The organism is Vallicoccus soli (assembly GCF_003594885.1).
In the GTDB taxonomy this organism is placed as follows: Bacteria; Actinomycetota; Actinomycetes; order Motilibacterales; family Motilibacteraceae; genus Vallicoccus; species Vallicoccus soli.
In genome coordinates, this window is record NZ_QZEZ01000004.1 from 13,591 (window position 1) to 33,555 (window position 19,965).

Annotated in this window: 16 protein-coding genes; 11 read left to right on the top strand and 5 right to left on the bottom strand. The window is 72.8% G+C overall.

The genetic code is table 11. The features are described from left to right. Positions 1–607: 607 nt before the first annotated feature. Complete coding sequence (locus tag D5H78_RS09960; protein ID WP_119950341.1) at positions 608–925, top strand: hypothetical protein; 318 nt, start codon at positions 608–610, stop codon at positions 923–925. 15 nt (positions 926–940) lie between these two features. On the opposite strand, the gene D5H78_RS09965 is transcribed toward D5H78_RS09960, so the two are convergent. Both D5H78_RS09965 and D5H78_RS09970 read right to left on the bottom strand, forming a co-directional pair. Continuing rightward, entirely contained in the window at positions 941–2,236 is a 1,296-nt protein-coding gene (locus D5H78_RS09965) for a hypothetical protein (RefSeq protein WP_119950342.1), read from the bottom strand. Next, complete coding sequence (locus D5H78_RS09970) at positions 2,233–2,541, bottom strand: hypothetical protein (RefSeq protein ID WP_119950343.1); 309 nt, start codon at positions 2,539–2,541, stop codon at positions 2,233–2,235. The genes D5H78_RS09965 and D5H78_RS09970 overlap by 4 nt, the downstream gene beginning before the upstream one ends. A gap of 103 nt (positions 2,542–2,644) precedes the next feature. Between D5H78_RS09970 and D5H78_RS09975 the strand changes: the two genes are divergently transcribed. The 8 genes from D5H78_RS09975 to D5H78_RS10010 are packed head-to-tail and all read left to right on the top strand — an operon-like array spanning position 2,645 to position 10,536. Continuing rightward, entirely contained in the window at positions 2,645–3,160 is a 516-nt protein-coding gene (locus tag D5H78_RS09975) for a hypothetical protein (RefSeq protein WP_133412037.1), read from the top strand. Then, positions 3,157–3,429, top strand: a complete 273-nt coding sequence (locus tag D5H78_RS09980) for a hypothetical protein (RefSeq protein ID WP_119950345.1) — start codon at positions 3,157–3,159, stop codon at positions 3,427–3,429. The genes D5H78_RS09975 and D5H78_RS09980 overlap by 4 nt, the downstream gene beginning before the upstream one ends. A gap of 7 nt (positions 3,430–3,436) precedes the next feature. Beyond that, positions 3,437–4,141 (top strand): DUF8175 domain-containg protein, encoded by a 705-nt coding sequence (locus D5H78_RS20590; RefSeq protein WP_484444087.1) that lies wholly within the window; start codon positions 3,437–3,439, stop codon positions 4,139–4,141. Next, positions 4,141–5,325 carry a hypothetical protein gene (locus D5H78_RS09990; protein WP_119950347.1) on the top strand — a complete coding sequence of 395 codons (1,185 nt, stop codon included), beginning with the start codon at positions 4,141–4,143 and terminating at the stop codon, positions 5,323–5,325. The genes D5H78_RS20590 and D5H78_RS09990 overlap by 1 nt, the downstream gene beginning before the upstream one ends. Beyond that, a complete protein-coding gene (locus D5H78_RS09995; RefSeq protein ID WP_119950348.1) occupies positions 5,322–6,821 on the top strand; it encodes an SCO6880 family protein in 1,500 nt (499 codons plus the stop codon). The genes D5H78_RS09990 and D5H78_RS09995 overlap by 4 nt, the downstream gene beginning before the upstream one ends. Before the next feature lie 16 nt (positions 6,822–6,837). Beyond that, positions 6,838–8,283 carry a hypothetical protein gene (locus D5H78_RS10000; protein ID WP_119950349.1) on the top strand — a complete coding sequence of 482 codons (1,446 nt, stop codon included), beginning with the start codon at positions 6,838–6,840 and terminating at the stop codon, positions 8,281–8,283. Next, the gene (locus D5H78_RS10005; protein WP_218566458.1) at positions 8,280–10,085 is read left to right on the top strand and encodes a type IV secretory system conjugative DNA transfer family protein; all 1,806 of its coding nucleotides are present in this window, start codon (positions 8,280–8,282) and stop codon (positions 10,083–10,085) included. Before D5H78_RS10000 ends, D5H78_RS10005 begins: the two co-directional genes overlap by 4 nt. 19 nt (positions 10,086–10,104) lie before the next feature. After that, entirely contained in the window at positions 10,105–10,536 is a 432-nt protein-coding gene (locus D5H78_RS10010; RefSeq protein ID WP_119950350.1) for a DUF4913 domain-containing protein, read from the top strand. A 392-nt stretch (positions 10,537–10,928) separates the two neighbouring features. On the opposite strand, the gene D5H78_RS10015 is transcribed toward D5H78_RS10010, so the two are convergent. Then, positions 10,929–11,636, bottom strand: coding sequence for an alpha/beta hydrolase (locus D5H78_RS10015; protein WP_177891211.1), 708 nt, complete (start codon positions 11,634–11,636; stop codon positions 10,929–10,931). A gap of 221 nt (positions 11,637–11,857) precedes the next feature. Between D5H78_RS10015 and D5H78_RS10020 the strand changes: the two genes are divergently transcribed. Next, a complete protein-coding gene (locus D5H78_RS10020; protein WP_218566459.1) occupies positions 11,858–12,448 on the top strand; it encodes a DnaJ family domain-containing protein in 591 nt (196 codons plus the stop codon). 169 nt (positions 12,449–12,617) lie between these two features. Here the strand turns inward: D5H78_RS10020 and D5H78_RS10025 are convergent, their stop codons facing one another. Next, positions 12,618–13,799, bottom strand: coding sequence for a PP2C family protein-serine/threonine phosphatase (locus tag D5H78_RS10025; protein WP_119950351.1), 1,182 nt, complete (start codon positions 13,797–13,799; stop codon positions 12,618–12,620). A 239-nt stretch (positions 13,800–14,038) separates the two neighbouring features. Continuing rightward, positions 14,039–16,228 carry a SpoIIE family protein phosphatase gene (locus D5H78_RS10030; RefSeq protein ID WP_165865688.1) on the bottom strand — a complete coding sequence of 730 codons (2,190 nt, stop codon included), beginning with the start codon at positions 16,226–16,228 and terminating at the stop codon, positions 14,039–14,041. 1,675 nt (positions 16,229–17,903) lie between these two features. On the opposite strand from D5H78_RS10030, the gene D5H78_RS10035 reads away from it, so the two are divergent. Continuing rightward, entirely contained in the window at positions 17,904–19,868 is a 1,965-nt protein-coding gene (locus tag D5H78_RS10035; RefSeq protein ID WP_218566460.1) for a putative bifunctional diguanylate cyclase/phosphodiesterase, read from the top strand. The last annotated feature ends 97 nt before the right edge of the window (positions 19,869–19,965 follow it).

Consider the following 19,965-nt stretch of genomic DNA (forward strand, 5'->3'; position numbering starts at 1 on the left):
GGTCAGGCGGGCGTGAACTCGTCGGCCTCGGGCCACTTCTCGAGGAGCAGGACGCGCGATCGCTGTGCATGGCGTAAGCCACCCGTCCTTCCCAGAGGCCTGTACGAGGACTGCGTCGCCATGCAATGAGCAGGCCGGGATGAACTTGGCCCTGGCCGCGCATCTTGACCCAGACGTGTCGCAGGGCGGGCCTCTCGGTACCCGACGTGGTTGTGGCGGCGCGAACCATCCCAGCCCTGATCGAGGTCGACGTCGGCAACTGCCGCTCGGGAATCATGCCGCCAGCCACGCGAGCAGGATGACATAAGGGCTCGAACAAGCGTTCGACGACTGCTGGCGCGGGGAAGGGATTCAGGGCATCCTGTCTGCTGTGTCTGGCCGACCTGGGCGAGAGGTGTCGCGGGCGCCGTACCCTGCGCCGGCTCGGTGCGCTTCGAAGACCGCAGAGCCGCGTCAGGCGGCGGGTTGTCTAGCCTTGGACCTGGCCGCGGGCTGGTGGGCGCTTGAACGCCGGGCAGTGGGCAGTGGGCAGACTCCCGTCGATGCTCTCCTCGTCGGTCCGGCGGGCGTCGTGCTGATTACTCGCCGGGCTGCGGTAGGCGTACGGGTGGGGCTGACCGGCGAGCCCGAGGCATCAGGGGTACCGCTCGCAGCCGAGCGCGACCTGGCGAACTGGCTCACGCAGCAGGTGGTCGACGAGGCGAGGATGCGCCTTGGCGTCGAGTGGGAGCTCTGCGGGTTCCCGGTCCTGCTGCTCGAGGGAGTCGCTGACTTCCCGCCGTGGCGGCCCGACCTGTCTCCACCGGCCTCGCTGCTCCTGCCCGCTCAGCTCTCGTGGTTCCTGGCCAGCCTTCGGCCCGGCCTTCATGACCTGGCAGTACGAGACCTGCTCATGGCCGTCGAGGGAGCTTGCCCGCCCCTGTGATCGACTAAGTGCAGATCAGCGTGGAGCGCGACGCCGGCTGGGCGTGACGAGCACCGCCGGGTGCGCGCTGCCCGCCGGGGTCGGCGGGCGGACAGGCGACGCTGGGCGGCTCAGTTCGAGCCTAGCGAGCGGCGTTCCGAGCGCGAGCCCTTCCTGAGCCTCGAGCTTCGCCGCCGACGTCAGCGCGCGGCAGGCCTGGTTGAGGCCGACGAGGAAGGGTCGCGCGTGCGCATCCGCGGAGGAGACGCTGCACCAGAGCCGGTGCGGAGACCTGCGTGCCTGCCCGTCGTTCGGCGAGGAGTAGAACCGGCCAGCCTCCGCCGCCGATCGTGCGGCCGATCGCGCCGCCTGCAGGAGCACGAGCAGCTGGCGCGCCGCGGGCTGGGCAGTGGGGTCGTCGACCTGCCTGCTTGAGTGCCGGAGCTGTGTCGCGAGTTCGGTGCTGAGGGCCTGGACGCGAAGGTCCCGTGGTCCAAGGGTCGCCAGGCGATCGGTGAGCACTGCTTGCAGGCCGCGGGCGACCTGTGCCTGCGCCGAGTGAGGCAGTGCGTCCGCGACGAGGGGGAGTGCGAGGGCAGCCACCCGGACCGTGGCCCTGAGGTCGAGTGCGCTGAAATCGGGGCCGACCCGGTCGAGAACCGCCGCGAGCCGGCTGAGCCCTTCGGGAACGTCCTTGAGTGCGCGGAGCAGGGTGACGTGCGGGGGAGCGGTGGACCGTTCTCTGAGTCCTGCACGCTCCGGCAGGCCGTCCGTCTGGTCGGCGAGCTCGAGAGCCGCCACGCGCAGCAGGCGATGGGGTGCGCCGCAGCGGAGCGACCGTTCAGCGCTGACCAGCTGCGGCGGTAGGCGTACCGCGAGGTCCTCGTCGAGGACTCCGATCGTCCGTGCGAGGGCTGCGACGTCCCGCAGGACGCGCCACGCTCCGCTGGCCGGCAGTCGCCGCACGCCGTCCAGGTGGAGCTCGAGCTCGGCGGATGCTCGGGCGCACCGCGACCAGGCGTCTTCCGCGGCGAACAGCTCGCTGGGCGGGCGAGCGGGTACCGCGCCCCGTGGCAGCGAGCACAGCGCGTCGTGCACGACGTGGGCCGGGTTGCTCACGACGTGCTGAGCGGTGAGACGGGCGACCGACTGCCGGCGGACCCCGATGGCGGCCGCGGCGAGCTCGCGTGTCGCACCGACGAGGGCGTCCCTGGCCATGAGGTGGTGTGCCGCCTCTCCGACACGCAGCGGTCGGCGCGGAGGCGTCGCGCCGGCGACCAGCAGGTCGTTGACCGCGGCCGCGAGCCGACCGGTCGTCTCCTCGTACGTCATGGCTGCGCCGGCTCGAGCTCGCGGACGGCACTGACCAGCTCGCGCGCTGCGTGGGCATAGCGCGCACTCTCGCTGAGCGACCGCGCATGCAACGCAGCGTCGCGACAGCGCTCGTAGAGGTCCTCGACGCGTACGGCGAGCGGCAGGTCCACCGGAGTCGTAGTCGGCGCGAGTGGCAGCGCCTCGGGGTCCGTCAGCGCGTCGGCGGCTGCGGACAGCGCCACGGCCGCCAGCAGGGGCACGGCGCTTCCGTGGTCCTCGAGCAAGGCCAGGAGCTCACTCGCCTCGGGTCTGCGCTTGTCCACAGCTCACTCCTGCGACTCGTCCCCAGTTGCTGTTGACCTCGACGCTATCAACTGATGTACGGTCCGTCACGACCTGCCGCCAACTGAGATGTAGAGGTTCGCGATGGCTCCTGCAGTGCCGGCTCACGACGGGCCCGCGGCGCTGGTCGTGCGATGTGTTGGCGGATCGGGGGCTACGACGCTGACCACCGCGCTGGTCCGTGTCGGCGTCCTGGCCGTCGAGAGAGAGGTCCACCACGGCGCCGCCCGTGACGTCGTGCTGGTCACGCGCTCGACCGCGGCAGGACTGCACCGTGCGGTCCTGCGGACGCAGGCGCTCCTGCGAGAGCCCGCTGTGCGCGTGCACCTGGCGGTCGTCGCCGACGGCGTCGGCCCGATGCCGCTGGCAGCTCGGGCTCGTCTGCGGAGCCTGCGGCCCCACATGGCCAGCGTCACGACCGTGCCCTACGTCGCGCGCTGGCGCTACGTCGACGAGGACACCAACAGGCCGCTGCCCGCGGACTACGAACGGGCTCTGCACCGCATCGCGGCGGCCCTCGACCACCCCCGCGACTCACCCGGCGCGGCCCGTTCCTCCGGGTCCGGCGCCCAACCCGCACGAGAGGACGTCCCGGCATGAAGTCCCGCCTGCTCGCTGCTGTACCCAACCCCGCGCCGCAGGCGCCCCCCGGTCTCGGCGACGCCGCCGACACGCTCCTCGGGTGGATGAAGTGGGGCGGGCTCGTCGCCGGCGTCGCCGGCCTCATCATCTGCGCCATCATGATGATGGTCGGGCGCCGCAACCGTTCGTCCACGGCGGCCGACGGCGCTGCGGGCATCCCCTGGGTGCTGGCCGGGCTCACCGTCATCGCCTTCTCCGCCGGCCTCGTCGGCGCCGTCGCCGGCTGACCTGAACATGGCCACCAACTCGACAGCCAAGCGCCGGGCGCTGGCCCTGAGCGGGGTCGTCGCACTCGTCGCGGGCGCCAGTCTCGTCCTGCAGCGCGGCGACGCGCAGCAGCGGAGTGGCAATCCCTCGCCTCGGACGTCGGCTAGTGCTGCAGCGCCTGCGCCGTCCGCAGCTGACGTGGCATGGGTCGACTACCTGGGCGTGCAGCTGCCCGTGTCGCGGATGGCAGGACCCGCCATCCTGCAGCGCGGACGCGCCGCCGGGTTCGCTCCGACTGACCTCGGCGCGGCGCTGGCCGCCGTGCACTTGCTGGTCCGCGCGTCACCGAGCCCTGGGCCGGCCGTGTTCGGACCGACCCTCGTGGAGCAGGTGGTGGGCCCGGACAGCCAGGCGCTTGTCAAGTCCGTCGAGCGCGACTACGCGACCGTCCTGCAGCAGTCGGCGTTGCCCGCTGGCGCCGCGGTCCAGGGCGGCCGGCTCGAGCTCCTGGGCTACCGCATCGCCGGCGGCTCGTCAGGCGTTCGCCAGGTCACGCTCGTCGAGCGGGCTCCTGACGCCAACGGCGTGGGGCAGACGTACGAGGTCGCGGTCGACGTCCAGTGGGTCGACGGCGACTGGCGCCTCGTCGCCCCCCGGGACGGCAGGTGGGAAAACGCCTTCACATGGCTGGACGTCGCCCCTCAGCCGTACCTCGTCTTCGGCGGTGCCTGATGCCGTGCATCCCCACGATCCCGGCGACGTGCGCCGTCGCCGACGACCTCATCGGCGCTGCTGCGGGCGCCGCGGCCGGCGCCGCCGGTGACGCCGCCGCCGACACCCTCGGCAACTCCTTCGCCGACGCGATGCGCGAGGGCGCGGCGTGGGTCATCCGCACCACGATCGGCTGGTGGATCGACGTCCCTGCCGTGGACCTCACCGAGACACCGGTCGACGACATCCGCGGCTACCTGTGGTGGCTGGCCCTCGCTGTCGCCGCCGCCGGGGTCGCCTGGCAGGGCCTGCGCATGGCGATCAGCCGCAAGCCCGACCCTCTCGTCGACATCGGCCGCGGCCTCGTGACGCTGGCCCTGTGGGCCGGCATCGGCGTGGCCGGGCCGGCAGCCGCCCTGCGTGCCGGCGACGCCTTCTCGTCCTGGGTCCTCGAGGAGGCCTCGCGCGGCCAGGTCGCAGACCGGCTCGTCCGGCTCGCCGGGCTCGGCGGCGTCGACTCCGCCGGCGCCGTCATCCTCTTCGGGCTGGTCATGATGGTCGCCGGGATCGTGCAGGCCGTCATCATGGTCTTCCGCGAGGGCGCTGTGGTGATCCTCGCCGGCGTCGTGGTCCTGGCCGCGGCCGGCAACTTCACCGCCTACGGGCGTCCCTGGCTGATGAAGGTCCTCACCTGGATGGTGGCCCTCATCGCCTACAAGCCGGTCGCCGCACTCGTCTACGCCACCGCGCTGACCCTCGCTGGCGAGGGTGAGGACCCGCGCACCGTCGTCGTCGGCCTCACGATGATGGCGCTGAGCATCGTCGCGCTCCCCGCTCTCATGAAGTTCTTCACCTGGGCGGGTGGCACCGCGAGCGGCATCGGCGGTGCGGCGGCCCTGGTCGGTATCACCGCGGCCGGGATCCAGACCGCGGCCGCCATCAAGGGCGGCATGGTCGGGGGCGCTGCGGGCGCCCAAGCCGCGCAGCTGCGGCAGGACCTCGGCCCCGCTGCGGGCCCCGCAGGCTCCACAGGCGCTGGCCCGAGCGGTGCCGGTGGCTACTCCGGCCCGGCCATGGTCGTCGCGGCCCCTCCCGCTGCTTCAGCCACTACCGCGGCAAGCAGCGGCCCGGAGTCAGCGTCCGCTCGCACCGCCGCCGCCAGTCGTGGTGCCGCTCGTTCGACCGAGAAGGGGCACCAGCAGTGAGCGCGAGCAGCCTGCAGTCCTCGATCCCCGTGCGCACGTACGGCGGCTGGCGCCGCACCCGCGGCATCGGCCTCTTCGGCCTCGGCGCCGGCACCAGCGTCGTCGTCATGGGATGCGTCGTCGTGCCGCTCATCGCCGTCGGCTTCTCCCTGTCCGCCGGACTCGCGACCGCCGCACCAGCGCTCGTCGTCGCGGGCCTCACCCTCGCGCGCTGGGACGGCGTCCCCCTCGCGCACGTCGTCCAACGCCGCCTGCACTGGTGGTGGGCATCCGCACGCGGCTGGACCACGCTGCGCGCCAGCACCGTCGTCGACCACTCGGGCGCCTGGACACTACCAGGCCCGCTCGCCGCGACCCGCCTCCTCGAGGTCGAGGACGGACGCGGCGGCACCTTCGGCGTCGTGCACGACCAGCGGGCGGGCCACCTGACGGCGACGCTGCGGTGCGCCGCGACGTCCACGTGGCTCGTCGACGGCTCCGACGCCGACGGATGGGTGTCGAACTGGCACGCCTGGCTCGCCTCCCGCGGGTTCGACCCACTCGTCGCTTGGGTCGGCGTCACCGTCGAGACCGCTCCCGAGCCCGGCTCCACCCTCGTCGGAAACGTGCACCGCCGCCTCGAGCCCAGCGCGCCGCCCGACGTGCGCCGGCTCATGGACGAGCTGGTCTCCCGCTCCCCGGCGGCCGCCGCCGACGTCGACACCCGCGTCTCGGTGACCTTTGACCCGGCCCGTGCCGCTGAGCGGCTGCCCGACCTCGCCGACCAGGCCGCCGAGGTGTCCCGCGCCCTCAACGGCATGGAGTCCGCCCTCGGCGAGTGCGGCGTCTCGGTCCTCGGCCGCGCCAGGGCCCACGAGCTCGCCGGCGTCCTGCGCACCGCCTACGACCCGCGCAGCCGCGGCGAGGTGAACCGCATCGTCGAGGACACCGCCGACCCGCAGACCCTGCTGCAGTGGACCGAGGCCGGCCCGGTGGCCGCCGACGAGGGCTGGGACACCTACCGGCACGACTCCGGGCTGTCGGTGTCCTGGGCCTGGCACGAGGCGCCGCGCCAGCAGGTCACCTCCGACGTCATGACCCGACTGCTCGCACCGGGACGACACCCGAAGCGGGTCACGATGCTCTACCGGCCGCTGCCCGCCGGTCAGGCCGCGCGACTGCTCGAGGACCAGGTCAACGCCGCCGCGTTCCGCGAGGCGTACCGGCGCACCCAGGGCCGCGACGCCACCGCCCGGGACCAAGCCGACCGCGACCAGGCCGTCGCCGCGGCCCGTGAGGAGGCGATGGGCGCCGGGGTCGTCCTCATGAGCCTGTACGTCACCGTCACGGTCACCGACCCCGACGAGCTTCCCGCCGCGGTCGCCGACGTCGAGGCCCGCGCCGACCAGTCCAAGATCCGGCTGCGCCGCCTGTACGGCTCGCAGGCCGCCGGCTTCGCCGCCACCCTCCCGGCCGGCGTGCACCCCCAGCACCTCGCCGACCGCGGCCTCCGCTGATCTCCGGGAGCCACTCATGCGTACCCGCACACCGCTCATCGCCCCACCTTGGGGCTGGCGCCGCGCTGGTGGCGGCCGGCTCGCCCACGTCTCCCGCGCCCCCGAGTACCAGGCCACCACGGTGCAGGCCTGCGGGCTCTACCCGTTCGTCGCCGGCTCCGGCTCACCGTCGGTCGGGGTGCCGTTCGGTCGGCACATGATGTGGGGCGAGGTCGTGTGCCTCGACCCCTTCGCCTGGCTCGACACCGGTCTGGTCACCAACCGCGGTCTGACGCTGCTCGGGCAGCCCGGCACCGGCAAGAGCTCCGCGCTGAAGCGGCTGTCGCGCGGGCTCATGGCGTACGGGGTGGTGCCGCTGTTCCTCGGCGACCTCAAGCCCGACTACTCCTCGGTAGTCCGCAGCGCGGGCGGGCAGGTCATCCGGGTCGGGCGTGGCTTGGACCGGCTGAACCCGCTGGACTCCGGGCCGCTCGGGCGCGCCCTCGCCCGGACGAGCGGGCAGAGCGCGCAGCGCCTGCGCGCGGAGGTCCGCGGCCGACGGCTGTCCGCGACCCTCGCGCTGTGCACGCTGGTGCGCCGGAACAGCCCGATGAGCAACGGCGAGGAGATCGTCCTCGGCGCCGCGGTGGACCTGCTCGCGGACCGGCTGCCGGCGGTGCAGGACCCGACGATCCCCGACGTGCTCGCCCTGGTCCGCGAGGCGCCGGACCGGCTGCGGGCCGCGGCCGAGGTGGAGACGCTCGCGGAGTACCGGGCCGAGACCAAGCCGCTGCGCCAGACCCTCGGCCTGCTGTGCGAGGGCTCGCTCAAGGGCGTGTTCGACGGACCGACGTCGCGGCCCATCGACCTCGACGCCCCCGCGGTGAGCGTGGACATCAGCCAGGTCGCCGCCTCCGGGGACACCCTGGTGGCCGCGGCGATGCTCTCGACCTGGTCGTACGGCTTCGCCATGATCGACGCCTCCGCCGCCCTCGCCGAAGCGGGACTCGCCCCGCGCCGGCGGTACTTCGCGGTAATGGACGAGCTGTGGCGGGCGCTGCGCGGCGCCCCCGGACTCGTCGACCACGCCGACGCCCTTACCCGCGTCTACCGCGGCAAGGACGTCGCGCACGCCATGGCCACCCACGGCATGCAGGACCTCGACGCCCTGCCCAGCGAGGAGGACCGGGCTAAGGCCCGAGGCTTCGTCGAGCGCAACGCCATCACCGTGCTCGCCGGGCTACCGCCGCGCGAGCTCGACGACGTCACCCGCGTCGTCCCGCTGTCCGCTCAGGAGAAGCGCATGGTCGCCTCCTGGTCCGCCCCGGAGTCCTGGCAGCCAGGCGCCCGCCACCCCGGCCGCGGGAAGTACCTCATCAAGACCGGTCAGCGCGTGGGCATCCCCGTCGAGCTTGAGTACGTCGCCGACGAGGCCCACCTCTACAACACCGACGCGCCACGGCCCGTCGGGGACGTCTCGTGACCCGGCCGCTGGAGCCCCGCGTCGGGATGCTCCCGCCGGGCACCGGCCTGCCGTTCACGCTACTCGGGCTCGCCTGGGGCGGCGTCGGGCTGCTCGGGCTCCTGTACGGCGCCGGGGCGACAGCGTCTTGGCTCACCGGCCACGGCTGGCACGTCCCGCCCCTCCGGGCCGCGGCTGTCGACCGGTTGCTCGAGGGCGGTCCGGCGACGCTGTGGCCGCAGGTCCCGGTCGGCCTGGTCTGGTCGCTCGCGGCGATCGCCGTGCTCGCCGTGGGTGCTCCCGTCCTCGTCGCCGCGGCGCGCCTGCAACGGGGTCAGCGCGAGCGGAGCCTCGAGCGCTCGCTCAGCGGCGGCGGACGGCTCGTCGCGATGACGCCTCATGGTGTCGCCGAGCGCGCCCCTCGGCTGCGCGTTTCTCTGCAGGCCACGCCCGTCCGGCGCATTGCCCCACGGGACGCGGGGGTGCCGCTGGGCCGGCTCGGGCGTCGTGGCCCGGAGCTGCGTGCCTCCTGGGAGGACGTCCAGCTGGCGGTGATGGCCCCGCGCGCGGGCAAGACAACCTCCCTCGCGGTCCCGGCGGTGCTCGACGCCCCGGGCGCGGTAGTGGCGACGAGCAACAAGGCCGACCTCTGGGCCGCCACCGCCGCGCTGCGCGCGCAGGACACCGACGAGCCCGTGTGGGTCTTCGATCCACAGGGCATCGCCGCGACGCCCCGGACGTGGTGGTGGAACCCGCTGCGCGGGCTCGACACCGTCGAGGAGGCGTCCCGCCTCGCCGGGCACTTCATCCAGGAGGTCCGGGGAGACAAGAACGGCCGCGACTTCTGGACCTCCGCTGCACACGATCTGCTCACCGGCCTGCTCCTGGCCGCCGCGGCGGGACGACGCCCGCTCGACGAGGTGTACGAGTGGCTCAACGACCCCGTCATCCCCACGCCGGCGATGCTGCTGCGCGAGGCCGGCCACCCGGCCGCCGCCGCCTCCCTCGCCGGGCGGCAGAACGGCGCTCCGGAGACTCGCGACGGCATCTACGAGACCGCCCGGACCGCCGCGCAGTGCCTCCGCGACCCGCGGATCATGGCCTGGGTCAGCCCAGACCAGGCCGCGCGCGTCCGTCTCGACGAGTTCGACACCGCGCGTTTCGCGTCCTCGCGGCAGACGCTCTACCTGCTGAGCAAGGACGGCGCCGGCGCAGCAGCTCCGCTGGTCGCTGCCCTCACGGACCGCGTCATGCGCGACGCCGTGCGCGTCGCCGAACGCCGCGGGGGCCGCCTCGACCCCCCGATGGTCGTCGTCCTCGATGAGGCCGCGAACGTCTGCCGGATCAGCGACCTGCCCGACTTGTACTCCCACCTCGGCAGCCGCGGCGTCGTCCCCCTGACCATCCTGCAGTCCTACCGCCAAGGCGTACGGATCTGGGGCGAGCCCGGTATGGACGCACTGTGGTCCGCAGCCACTGTCAAGCTGATCGGGGCCGGCATAGACGACGCCAAGCTCGCCGAGGATCTTTCCCGCCTCGTCGGCGAGCACGACGTCTCCGTGCGCTCCTACTCCTACGGCTCGCGCCAGCGTAGCGACACCACAAGCCTTAGGCGCGAGCGCATCCTGCCCGCGGACAAAGTGCGCGCTCTGCCGCGTGGCACCGCACTGCTGCTCGCTACTGGCAACCCTCCCGCTCTGCTGCGCCTCACGCCCCACTACGCCAGCACTCGAGCGGACGCTGTCGCGACAGCCGTACGAGCCGCCGACGGGCTCTTGGCCGAGCGGATGAGCCAGCTCCCGAACAACAGGCAGGAGCCATGACTGTGACGCAGGGGACGGGATGAACGGCGGTGCAGCAGGGAGCCCGACGTACGAGGCGGACGAGGTACTCGCACGCCTACGCCGCCTCGAGCTGCGCCTCGACGAGCTGGATGCGCTGGCCGCCGACTACGCGAGGCAGGTTCCCGCCGGTCAGGCCTACGACGACGTACAGGCTTGGGTCGCCGACTTCTTCGCCCACCACTTTGTCCGACCTCTCGGAGGGGAGTGGCGATGGTGCCTCCGCTGGCAGGAGCACCCCGAGGCGCTCAGCCGCCTCACCGCACTCTGGCGCACGTGGGAGGTCCTGCGACGCGACGCCGACCTCGGCATGGCCACCTGGTACCGCGACTACCTCGACCCGCAGCTGGCCACCCTGCTGAGCAGTCGCGGGCCCTTCTCGCTCTGCTCAGAGGAGCGGCACGCCCTTCCTGGTCCGCTCCTCACGTACTGACGGCAACGTGTGCCCCCGAGCGTGCGACCCGACCGCTCGCATGCGGGACCCCTCGTGAGTCGGATCTGCTGCGAGTCGCGCAGTGGCCGGCGGTGCTCCAGGGACCGTCCTGCTGCATTGGGCAACAACCCGAGGGCGCGCGAGATGCAGCGGGGATCAGCCCCGGCGGCCTGACCGGCAGAAGGTCCGGCTTGGGACAGCACTGCTGCGAGCAGCGCGTCCTGCTCTAGAACCCACCGTTGATGGCGCGCAAGGGCGATCAGCCGCGGAACGCCCTGGATCGTGTGGCGCGCATCGGCGTGGGCGATGCGGCTGATCTCGGCGCGCTTCGTCCCGCCATGCTCCAGACGGAAGGCGACGATTCGGTCTGGCGCGCGGGCCCTCAGCGGTCGTCAGCTGACGATCTCGCTGTCGTCCTCCTCGCCTCGAACCTGGCCCTTCAGCGCCGAGGGCGTATCTAGCCAGGCCTGTACGGCCTGGGAGACGAGGTGCGCGTTGACGACGTGCCCGCCGTCGAACTCGTGGTAGTCCACGCGGTACCCGTGCTTGCGGAGCCGGGTCACGACTCTGCGCCCGCAGAGATCGATCGGCAGCACGGCGTCGCTGGTGCCGTGCGACACCCAGATCCTGGGCTGCCCCACGGGCTCCAACGCTGCGTAGTACCCGGGCGAGAACGCGAGAGCCTGCTCGACCAGATCCCCGTTGGCCAGGGACAGCGACAGCGCGTAGGAGCCGCCGTCGGAGAAGCCACCGAACGCCACCCGCCGCACGTCGTACGCGGACATGACCTCGTCGAGGCGGGCGTCGAGCGCCCGCACGTCTGGCCCGGTCCGCCCTTGCGCGAGGTCCCAGGTGGCGCGCCGCGAGCTTGGCAGCAGGACGAGGAGTCCATGCTCGGCGGCCACCGGCCTCAGCAGGGCTAGGCCGTCAGACGCTCGCGCGTTCGCGCCATGGAAGAACACCAGCAGCTCGCGCGGCGCCGGCTGCTGCGGCACCACCAGCAGGGAGCCACCGAACAGCGGACGCAGCCCCGGCGGCCAGGCCTGGCCCGTTCTCGCTGTGGGAGCCCTGCTGTGCAGGCGCGCGTCACTGCCGTCCATCCCGCGGCTCTACCCACGACCGCGTTCTCCGGCACCTAGCGACCGCCTCCGGTCGGCTGCCCGCTCGCCGACCTGCCAGGCCCCGACGCGGGCCGGACCCTCTTGCCGGGGTGGCAAACGGGCTGGGATGTGCCGGCGCGCAGGCGCGAAGCTCCGGACGAGGCCGGGCGACCAGCGGCGCGGCCGGCGGCGTACCGACCGCCGCGGGGAAGGAGATCGCGATGAGCACTCGCCTGCCTGATGGGCCGATGGAGGACTGGATCGGGCAGCACATCCGCCGCGCCCACGAGCAGGGCGCGTTCGACGACCTCCCCGGCGCGGGCAAGCCGATCCCCGACCTCGACAAGTCCTGGTCGGCGGACGAGTGGGTCGTGCGCTGGGCCAAGCGCGAAGGCGCGGACCTCACCCTTGCGCTGCCCCCGGCTCTGGCCCTGCGCAAGGAGCGCCAAGAGCTGCCCGACGTGCTGGCCTCGCGGAAGTCCGAGCAGGCGGTCCGTGACTCCGTCGACGCCTTCAACGAGCGACTGCGCCAGGCGTACCGGCGGCCGCAGGAAGGCCCGCCACTCACCGTGGCTCCCGTCGACGTCGAGCAAGCGGTCCAGCGATGGAGGACCACCCGTCCCGCCGCCCCACCTGACCCCACGCCGGCTCCCGCACCCGCAGACCAGCGAAACCGGCGTCGGTGGCCCCCCGCCTCTGGTGGCGCTGACGCCGACCCTCACAGGTCAGGCCTCGTCCCACAACCGACCGTCTGTGCGACTGGCCCCGGCACGGGCCTCGACTGTGCCGTAAACGTCATCGAGGCCGGGTAACTATACGTAAGTTCCGCTACAGAGGTCTGCTACACACGTGCCCGCTTGGGGTCGGGGTCGAGCAGCTGCCGGCCGTAAGTGTGCCAAGAACGTTGGTGTGGGAGACGGTGCCCCACCGTGTCCGAGGCCAACGCTGCCCAGGCGCGCCTGCGCCGCGCGCCTGCTCGTTCTACGCCTGCTCGGGTCCGTCCCAGCGCAGGTAGAGCATGCTGGCGTCGTCGCGCAGCCGAGTGGTCTGGTGAGTCAGGGCGGAGCGGACGAGGCGGCGCAGCACCTCCTGCGGGGGACGGCCGGAGACGTGCTCGCGCTCGAGGAGGTCGCGCAGCCGGTCCTCGCCGAAGTACTCCCCGCCGGGGCCGCGGGCGTCGACGACGCCGTCGGTGTAGAAGAGCAGCCCGTCGCCGGGCTCGAGGGCGACCTCTATGATCTCGCCGATGACCGGGGCGACGGCGCCCAGGCCCAGCGGCGCGCCCTGCTGGACCTGCACCTCCGGCAGCGTCGTGCCGTGGCGCACGTGCAGCGGCTGGGGGTGCCCGCACGCGGTCCACGTGAGCCGACCGGTGCTGACGTTGAGCCGGGCCAACAGCGCGGTGGCGAACGCCGGGTCGCCGGGGTACTGCCGCACGGCCTCGTCGATGCCGGTGGCGAGCTGGTGCAGCCCCTCGCACTCGCGGCGCCCGTTGCGGTACGCCCCGACGACCAGCGATGCGAGGACGGCGCTGCCCAGGCCGTGCCCGACGGCGTCGAAGACCGCCAGGTCGAGGTAGCCGAGGTTGAGCGCGTAGTCGAAGCAGTCTCCGCCGACCTCGTACGCCGGCTCGAGCAGCCCCGCGATCGTCGTCCCGGCGACGGAGAATGACAGCGGCGGAAGCAGGGACCACTGCATCTCCGCGGCCAGGTCCAGGTCCTTGCGCCGGCGCAGCAGGTGGGTCAGGTCGGTGTAGCGGGACGAGGCCAGCAGCAGGTGCGCCGCGGCGTAGCCGAGCTCGACGCAGTAGTACTCGACGTCCTCGTCCCACTCAGGCAGCGTCATGGACAGCACCCCGAGCCGGTCCGCCCGCTCGACGACCGGAACCCACACGTGCCACCCGTCCTCGCGCCGCGAGGCGAGCCGGGTGCTGGACAGGAACGCGCGTCCGGCCATCGTCCCGTCGAGGGCGGCGGGTTCGGGGCGTTCGCCGTGCGGGAGCTCGTCGGGGTGCGGGATGAGCGTGGCGTGCTCGTAGTCGATGAGGTAGATCAGCACGTCGGACCCGCCGAGCTCGGCGACTGCGAGGGACAGCGTGTCGACCAGGGCCTCCGGGTCCGCGGTCTGCGCGGCGCGCAGCAGCCGCCCGATTGGCCGGTCCAACGGATCGATGCTCGCCACGCGTCCTCCTTGCTCGCGGATCGGACGGTAGCGCCCCACGAATGCCGGCCGCCCCACGACCAAGGACACCACTCCGGCTCAGCGCCTGCGGCCCGGCCACCCGATGCTGCGCCACGAGCTGACCGACGTAGGTCTCGAGCTCTGGGTGTCGCCGGTGCGGTCGTCTGCGTGCGGGTTCGCTGCTGACTGGGCCGTCGCTCGTGGCTGCTCGGCCCTGGCGATCACGTCGGAGGGAGGTGGGTGTCGAGGCCGATGAGGGCGAGGACCTGTTGGGCGACGGTGCCGGGGCTGCTGGCTAGGTGGACGTCGACGCCGGCGAGGCGCGCCTGGTCGAGGCGGCGTAGGACAGCGTGCAGGGCGGCGCTGGAGAGCAGCGTGACGTGCTCGAGGTCCACGGTCAGGGGCGGTGCGCCCGAGGTGACCGAGAGCGCCAGCTCGGCGTCGAGCTCGAGGACGTTTTCGGCGTCGACCGGTCCGCGGACGGTGAGGATGGACCGGTCGGTCCGGTGCTCGGTGTAGACGTCGAAGAGCTCCTCGACAGCCCGCGGTCGCTGCGCCTGGGCGCTGTGCGGGGACTTCCACGGCCGGAACCGCACCGTGACGGTCGTCCCCGCCGGTGAGGGGTCGACCTCGACGCGGTCGCTGAGGTCCTCGACGATCGCCAGGCCGAGCCCGCGGCCGGGGCAGGGGCCCGCCCGGAGGCGCCACCGGCCCCGATCGGCGACCCGAAGCGTCAGCCACCCGAGCTCGTCGAGCGCGGCGTCGAGAAGGACCTGGCCGGCGGCACCGTCCTCCACTCTGTCGTTGTAGGCGTGCTCGATGACGTTCTCGCACAGCTCGGTGACGATCTGGTCGAGCTGCTGCAGGGCGAGGGGGGCTGCTCGCTCCGTCCCCAGCCATCGACGCAGGCCCGAGCGCAGCTGGGGGACGTCGGCCTGCGTGCTCGAGGCCTCGAGGTGCAGGTCCGACAGGGGAGCGGTGGGTTGCAGGGCGAGGAGCGTGATGTCGTCGGTCGACCCGGTCAAACGGGTTAGCCGCTCCAGGGTCTGGGTGGTGACGCGGTCCGCTGCGGACGGCAGGGTGAACACCGGCATAAACCGGTCCGCCGCGGCTGTGGCGGCGGCGCGGGCTAGCTCGACCGTGCCGGCGGTCGCGGGCACCCCGGGGCGTTCGACGATCCCGTCGGTGTAGAGCAGCACCAGCTCTTCCGGTCCGAGCGTGCCGGTTTGGACGGTCCGGCCCGCGGTGTGCCCGGCGGCGTACCCGGTGTGGTGCCCGAGGGGTGGTGCGCCGCTGGGGTCGAGGAATCGGCTGCTCCCGTCGAGGTCGACGACGAGCGGGGGCGGGTGCCCGGCCGCGCACCAGGTGAACGAGCGGGCATCGGGCTGCAGGTCGAGCACGCAGATCGTCGCCGAGCGCCCTTCGGGGACGACCTCGACGAACCGGTCGAGCGTGCGGACCACCTCGCCCGGCCCGGCCCCGGCGTGCAGCCGCTCGAGCGCGACGGCCCGCAGCTGGGACATCACCGCCGAAGCCGCGACCCCGTGCCCGACCACGTCTCCGACCACCGCGGCGACCGAGCCGCCCGGCCGGGGCAGGACGTCGAACCAGTCCCCACCCGCGGCCTGCTCCGCGCCGCCGACCACGTAGCTGGCCGCGACCTCCACCGCGGGCAGCACCGGCAGCCGGGCCGGCAGCAGCGCCCGCTGCACCTCCTCGATCACATCCGTGGCCCGCCGGTATCGACGGGACAGCTCGGCCGCGGCGGCGGCCTGCTCGCGCTCGGCGCGGACCGCGTCGGTGACGTCCGTACCAAAGGCGATGGTGCCGGCGATCGCGCCGGAGGCGTCCCGTAGCGGCAGGAACTCGATGTCGCTGAAAACCTCCCGCTGGGACCCACCGGGCGTCACGACTCCGAAGCGCACCGCGCGGGCGACGAGTCGTTCACCGGCGTAGACGCGGTCGAGCATCTCGATGAGCCCCTGGCCCTCCGCCCCGGTGAGGTAGTGGGCGATCCGCTGCCCGACGCCGTGCTGGCCCCCGTAGAGCGCCACGACCGCCTCGGTCTCCCCGACGTTCACGTGCTGCGGGCCGCGGAAGACCTGCAGGTAGAGAGGCAGCTGGCGCAATGCCGCAGCCCGCCACCGCCGGTCCCCCCACACCGCCTCGTCGTCACCGAAGTCGACGTCCTCGATGTCGACGTCCTCGATGTCGACGTCCTCGATGTCGACGTCCTCGATGTCGACGTCCTCGATGTCGACGTCCTCGATGTCGACGTCGGCGACGTCGACATCGAGGTGCTCGGGCTCGTCGCCGCGCTCGCTGTCCTCCCTGCGCCCGCTGTCCTCCCTGTCCTCGCTGTCCTCGCTGTTCTCGCTGTCGGTCCTGCCACCTACGTCGTCCGGACTCACCGCGCCCGGCCCCCGGCAGCGCTGTGGGACGGCGCTAGGGTCGCAGCGGCCGGACCGCATCGCGCGGCTCGCCCGAGCGGCGCCGCACACGGCTGAACCGGTATCCGGGCATCCGGGACGCCTGCCAGGGCGGTGCCGCTGGCCGAGCGATGGCACGGGTCGGGCATGGTTCACGCGCTACCCCCGGTCCGGCACGTCACTCCCGACCAGGGGCCGTTGTACCTGCTGCTCCTGGTTGGAGGCGATGGGCACCCCCGCGGCTCGTCGACCCGACGGGCGCGGGTCGTACCTCGACCCGGTGATACAGGCGGGGCCCGCCCCGGAACCCGCTCACGGGGGAACGGGAGCCCCGAGGCCGGCATGAACAGCGTCGCACCCGATGCCACGCGGAGAGCGGGAGGCGGCGCGGCTGTAGCGCTTCGGCCCAGGCGAGCCACCACCAGAAGCAACGGATGGGTGCGACATGAGATTGCCGATGCGGCTAGCTGCGACGACTCGCTGCAGGAAACTGACGTCCATCCTGTTGGCCCTTGTCGTCGTCGCGGGCATGGCCGCCGCGGTAAGCACTGAGCGGACTGCCCAGGCCACGGAGGCCCCTGGGGGAGGGATACTTTCCTCAAATGCACCCGTTAGGGTGTTTGACTCACGCGCGAACGGACCGGCGCTTGGAGCGGGGCAAGCCGTGCCTGCGCGATTCGCCGGAATGCAGGGCATTCCTGCGGATGCTTCCGTAGTGCTATCGTAAGCCCGTCGGCTAATGCGAGTATTCACCTGTACCCTTGAGGTGCAGGAAGGCCGATCGGCAACACAAGCAGCTATCGGCTGCCTCGGCGCGTCAAATAGCGATCGACGCCTACCGCTGCAAAGAGTGCAAGGGCTAGGGCTGCCCAGATTATGCGAGCCGCAACTGTCTCGGCGCGAACCGCGAGTAGTCCGCCGATAGCAACCGCAACCAGGGCGGGCAGTACCTGCCACCTGCGCATCTCCTATCCTTCTCCTTCTCTTGCCACCGAGGTTAGCCGCAGAACGTACTGCGGCACCCGCCCACGCTCGCAGCCTCGCGGTAATCACGCAAGTTCCGGGCGGGGTACTGGTTGCGTTTCGGGTCCCTGGCCGGCCAAGCGAGGCAGGGCGCGTTGGAGCGCTGCAAGTGCTTAGGCAGTTGCCGACTCGCAGTTGCAGCGTCTTGAGTGAGTCTCCTCACCGCCGGGCTCAAAGTTCCGCGCAGCCACTTTGTCAGCAGGGGCGGTCACAGAGGCGCGGGGTCGTCATCTGACCGGTCACTCGGCGAGACGACGAAGGAGCACGCCTCCGCCTCCCACTAGGGACGCCAGCAGCATCGTTCCGAGGACGACCAACAGCGCTCGGCCAGGTGGAACGGGCGGTGGGTACTTGTCAGACACAGGGCGCCTCCCAGTCGGCGTTTGCACAAGATTGTTGGTCCAACACCCCCATCACCGCAGCCGCCTAGTCGGCAGCGTTGTGCCGCAGTGCCGCGGCGGGACCATCGGCCAACTCACGAGGTATCTGAGAGGTGGCCCGATGCCGGACGGCGATCGGTCACGCAGTCGAGCCCGGTACGTGCTTGACACCTCGTGACGACCAGCGAGGACCACCAGCAGGACTCGTAGGGCGAAGCCCTCAGTAGGTGGGCTCGTCCGTCGACATGAGTGGCGTGGATCGGACAGGGGTCGTCGCGCGTCGCCTCGGAGCGGTCGTCGCCCTGCTGCCCGAGGGCCGTCTGCTGCCCGAGGAGGTGTGGAGGCGGCGCCACGCGGCGATCGTGCGCCTCGCCCTCGTGCAGGCGGTGCTGCTCGCGGTCGCCGCGCTCGTGCTCGAGGAGCGGTCGGTCGTGCCGGGGTCGGGGGCCGCAGGAGCCGCGTCGGGCCTGGGCTGGCTCCACGCCCTGCATGTCCTGGCCGCGCCGCTGCTCGTCGCGCTGCCGCTGCCGCTGGCGCGGGCCGAGCACCTGGGGCGCAAGCTGCGCGGCGGGGCAGCGGCGACGAGCCTGTTCACCGCGTCGGCGGTGCTGGTGCACCTGGCCTCGGGTACGACCGAGGCGCACTTCCACTTCTTCGTCATGGTCGGCGTCGTCGCGCTGTACCAGGACTGGGTGCCCTTCGGGGTCGGGCTGGCCATCACGGTCGGGCACCACGGCGCGCTCGGCAGCCTGCACCCCCGCGAGGTGTACGGCACCGAGGCCGCGGTGCGCGACCCGTGGCTCTGGGCGCTCGTGCACGGCGGCTTCGTGCTCGCCGCGAGCGCGGCGCACCTGGCCTCGTGGCGGCTCAACGAGCAGCAGGGCCTGCGCGACCCGCTGACGGGCCTGGCGAACCGCACCATGCTCGGCGAGGTCCTGGCGCACCGGCTCCGGCGCCCCGGACCGGTGAGCGTGCTGTTCATCGACCTCGACGACTTCAAGGACGTCAACGACTCGCGCGGGCACGCAGCGGGCGACTTGCTGCTGCGGGCCGTCGCGGACCGCCTGCGCGGCTGCGCGCGCGGCAGCGACGTCGTCGCCCGCCTCGGCGGGGACGAGTTCGCTGTCGTCGTGGGGGCCGACCCCGCGACCGCCCGGTGGGTGGGCGAGCGGGTGCTGCGCGCGCTCGGGGACCCTGTGCACGTCGACGGGCGCCAGCTCTACGTGGGGGCCAGCGTGGGGGTGGCCGACACGGCGACGAGCGGCGAGCGCTCGGCGGAGGTGCTGCTGCGCAACGCCGACCTCGCGATGTACCTGGCCAAGGCGGCCGGCAAGCACCGCCTCGCCGCGTTCGCCGACGGGATGGACAGGGCGGTGCGCGAGAAGGCGGACCTCACGGCCGACCTGGCGCGTGCGCTGGCGGAGGGCCAGCTGGCGGTGCACTACCAGCCGACGGTCCTGCTCGGGGATGGGACCGCCACCGGGTTCGAGGCCCTGCTGCGCTGGCACCACCCCGAGCGCGGGCTCGTCCCGCCGGACGAGTTCGTCCCGCTCGCCGAGGAGACGGCCCACATCCACGCCATCGGGGCCTGGGTGCTGCGCACCGCGGTCCGCCAGGCCGCTCGATGGTCCGTGGCGGCGGGCCGGCCGGTGGGGATGGCGGTCAACCTCTCGCCGCGGCAGCTGGGCGACGACGAGGTGCTCACGGTCGTCGCGGGGGCTTTGGCCGAGACGGGGCTGGCCCCGCAGCAGCTGACGCTCGAGGTCACCGAGGGCGTCCTCGTGCGCGATGTCGACGCCGCAGCGGAGCGCCTCGCCGGGCTGCGCGCGATGGGTGTGCGCATCGCCATCGACGACTTCGGCACCGGCTACGCGGGCCTGTCCTACCTGCGCCGGCTGCCTGTCGACACCGTGAAGATCGACCGCTCCTTCGTCAGCGGCCTCGCCGCGGGCGGCGACGCCGCGGCTCTCGTCTCCTCCATCGTCGAGCTGGCCCGCGGGCTCGGTCTCGACGTCGTCGCCGAGGGGGTGGAGACCGAGGCCCAGGCGAGCGTGCTGCGCGACCTCCGCTGCCACCGGGCGCAGGGGTTCCTGTACGCCCGCCCCCTGCCGGTCGCCGACGTCGAGCGCAGCGGACTCGTCCCTGGACTCGCGAGGCCGAGCGAACACGCGGGGGCAGCGACCACGTCGAACTGCCCGGAAGGCGCTCACGTGAGCTGAGGGCTGAGGTGACCGCGCCGTGGGGCCGCTCGTTCGCCCCGACGGGCCGTTCCGCCACTCAGGCCGCTCGGCGACACCTACCCGAGCAGGGCGATCG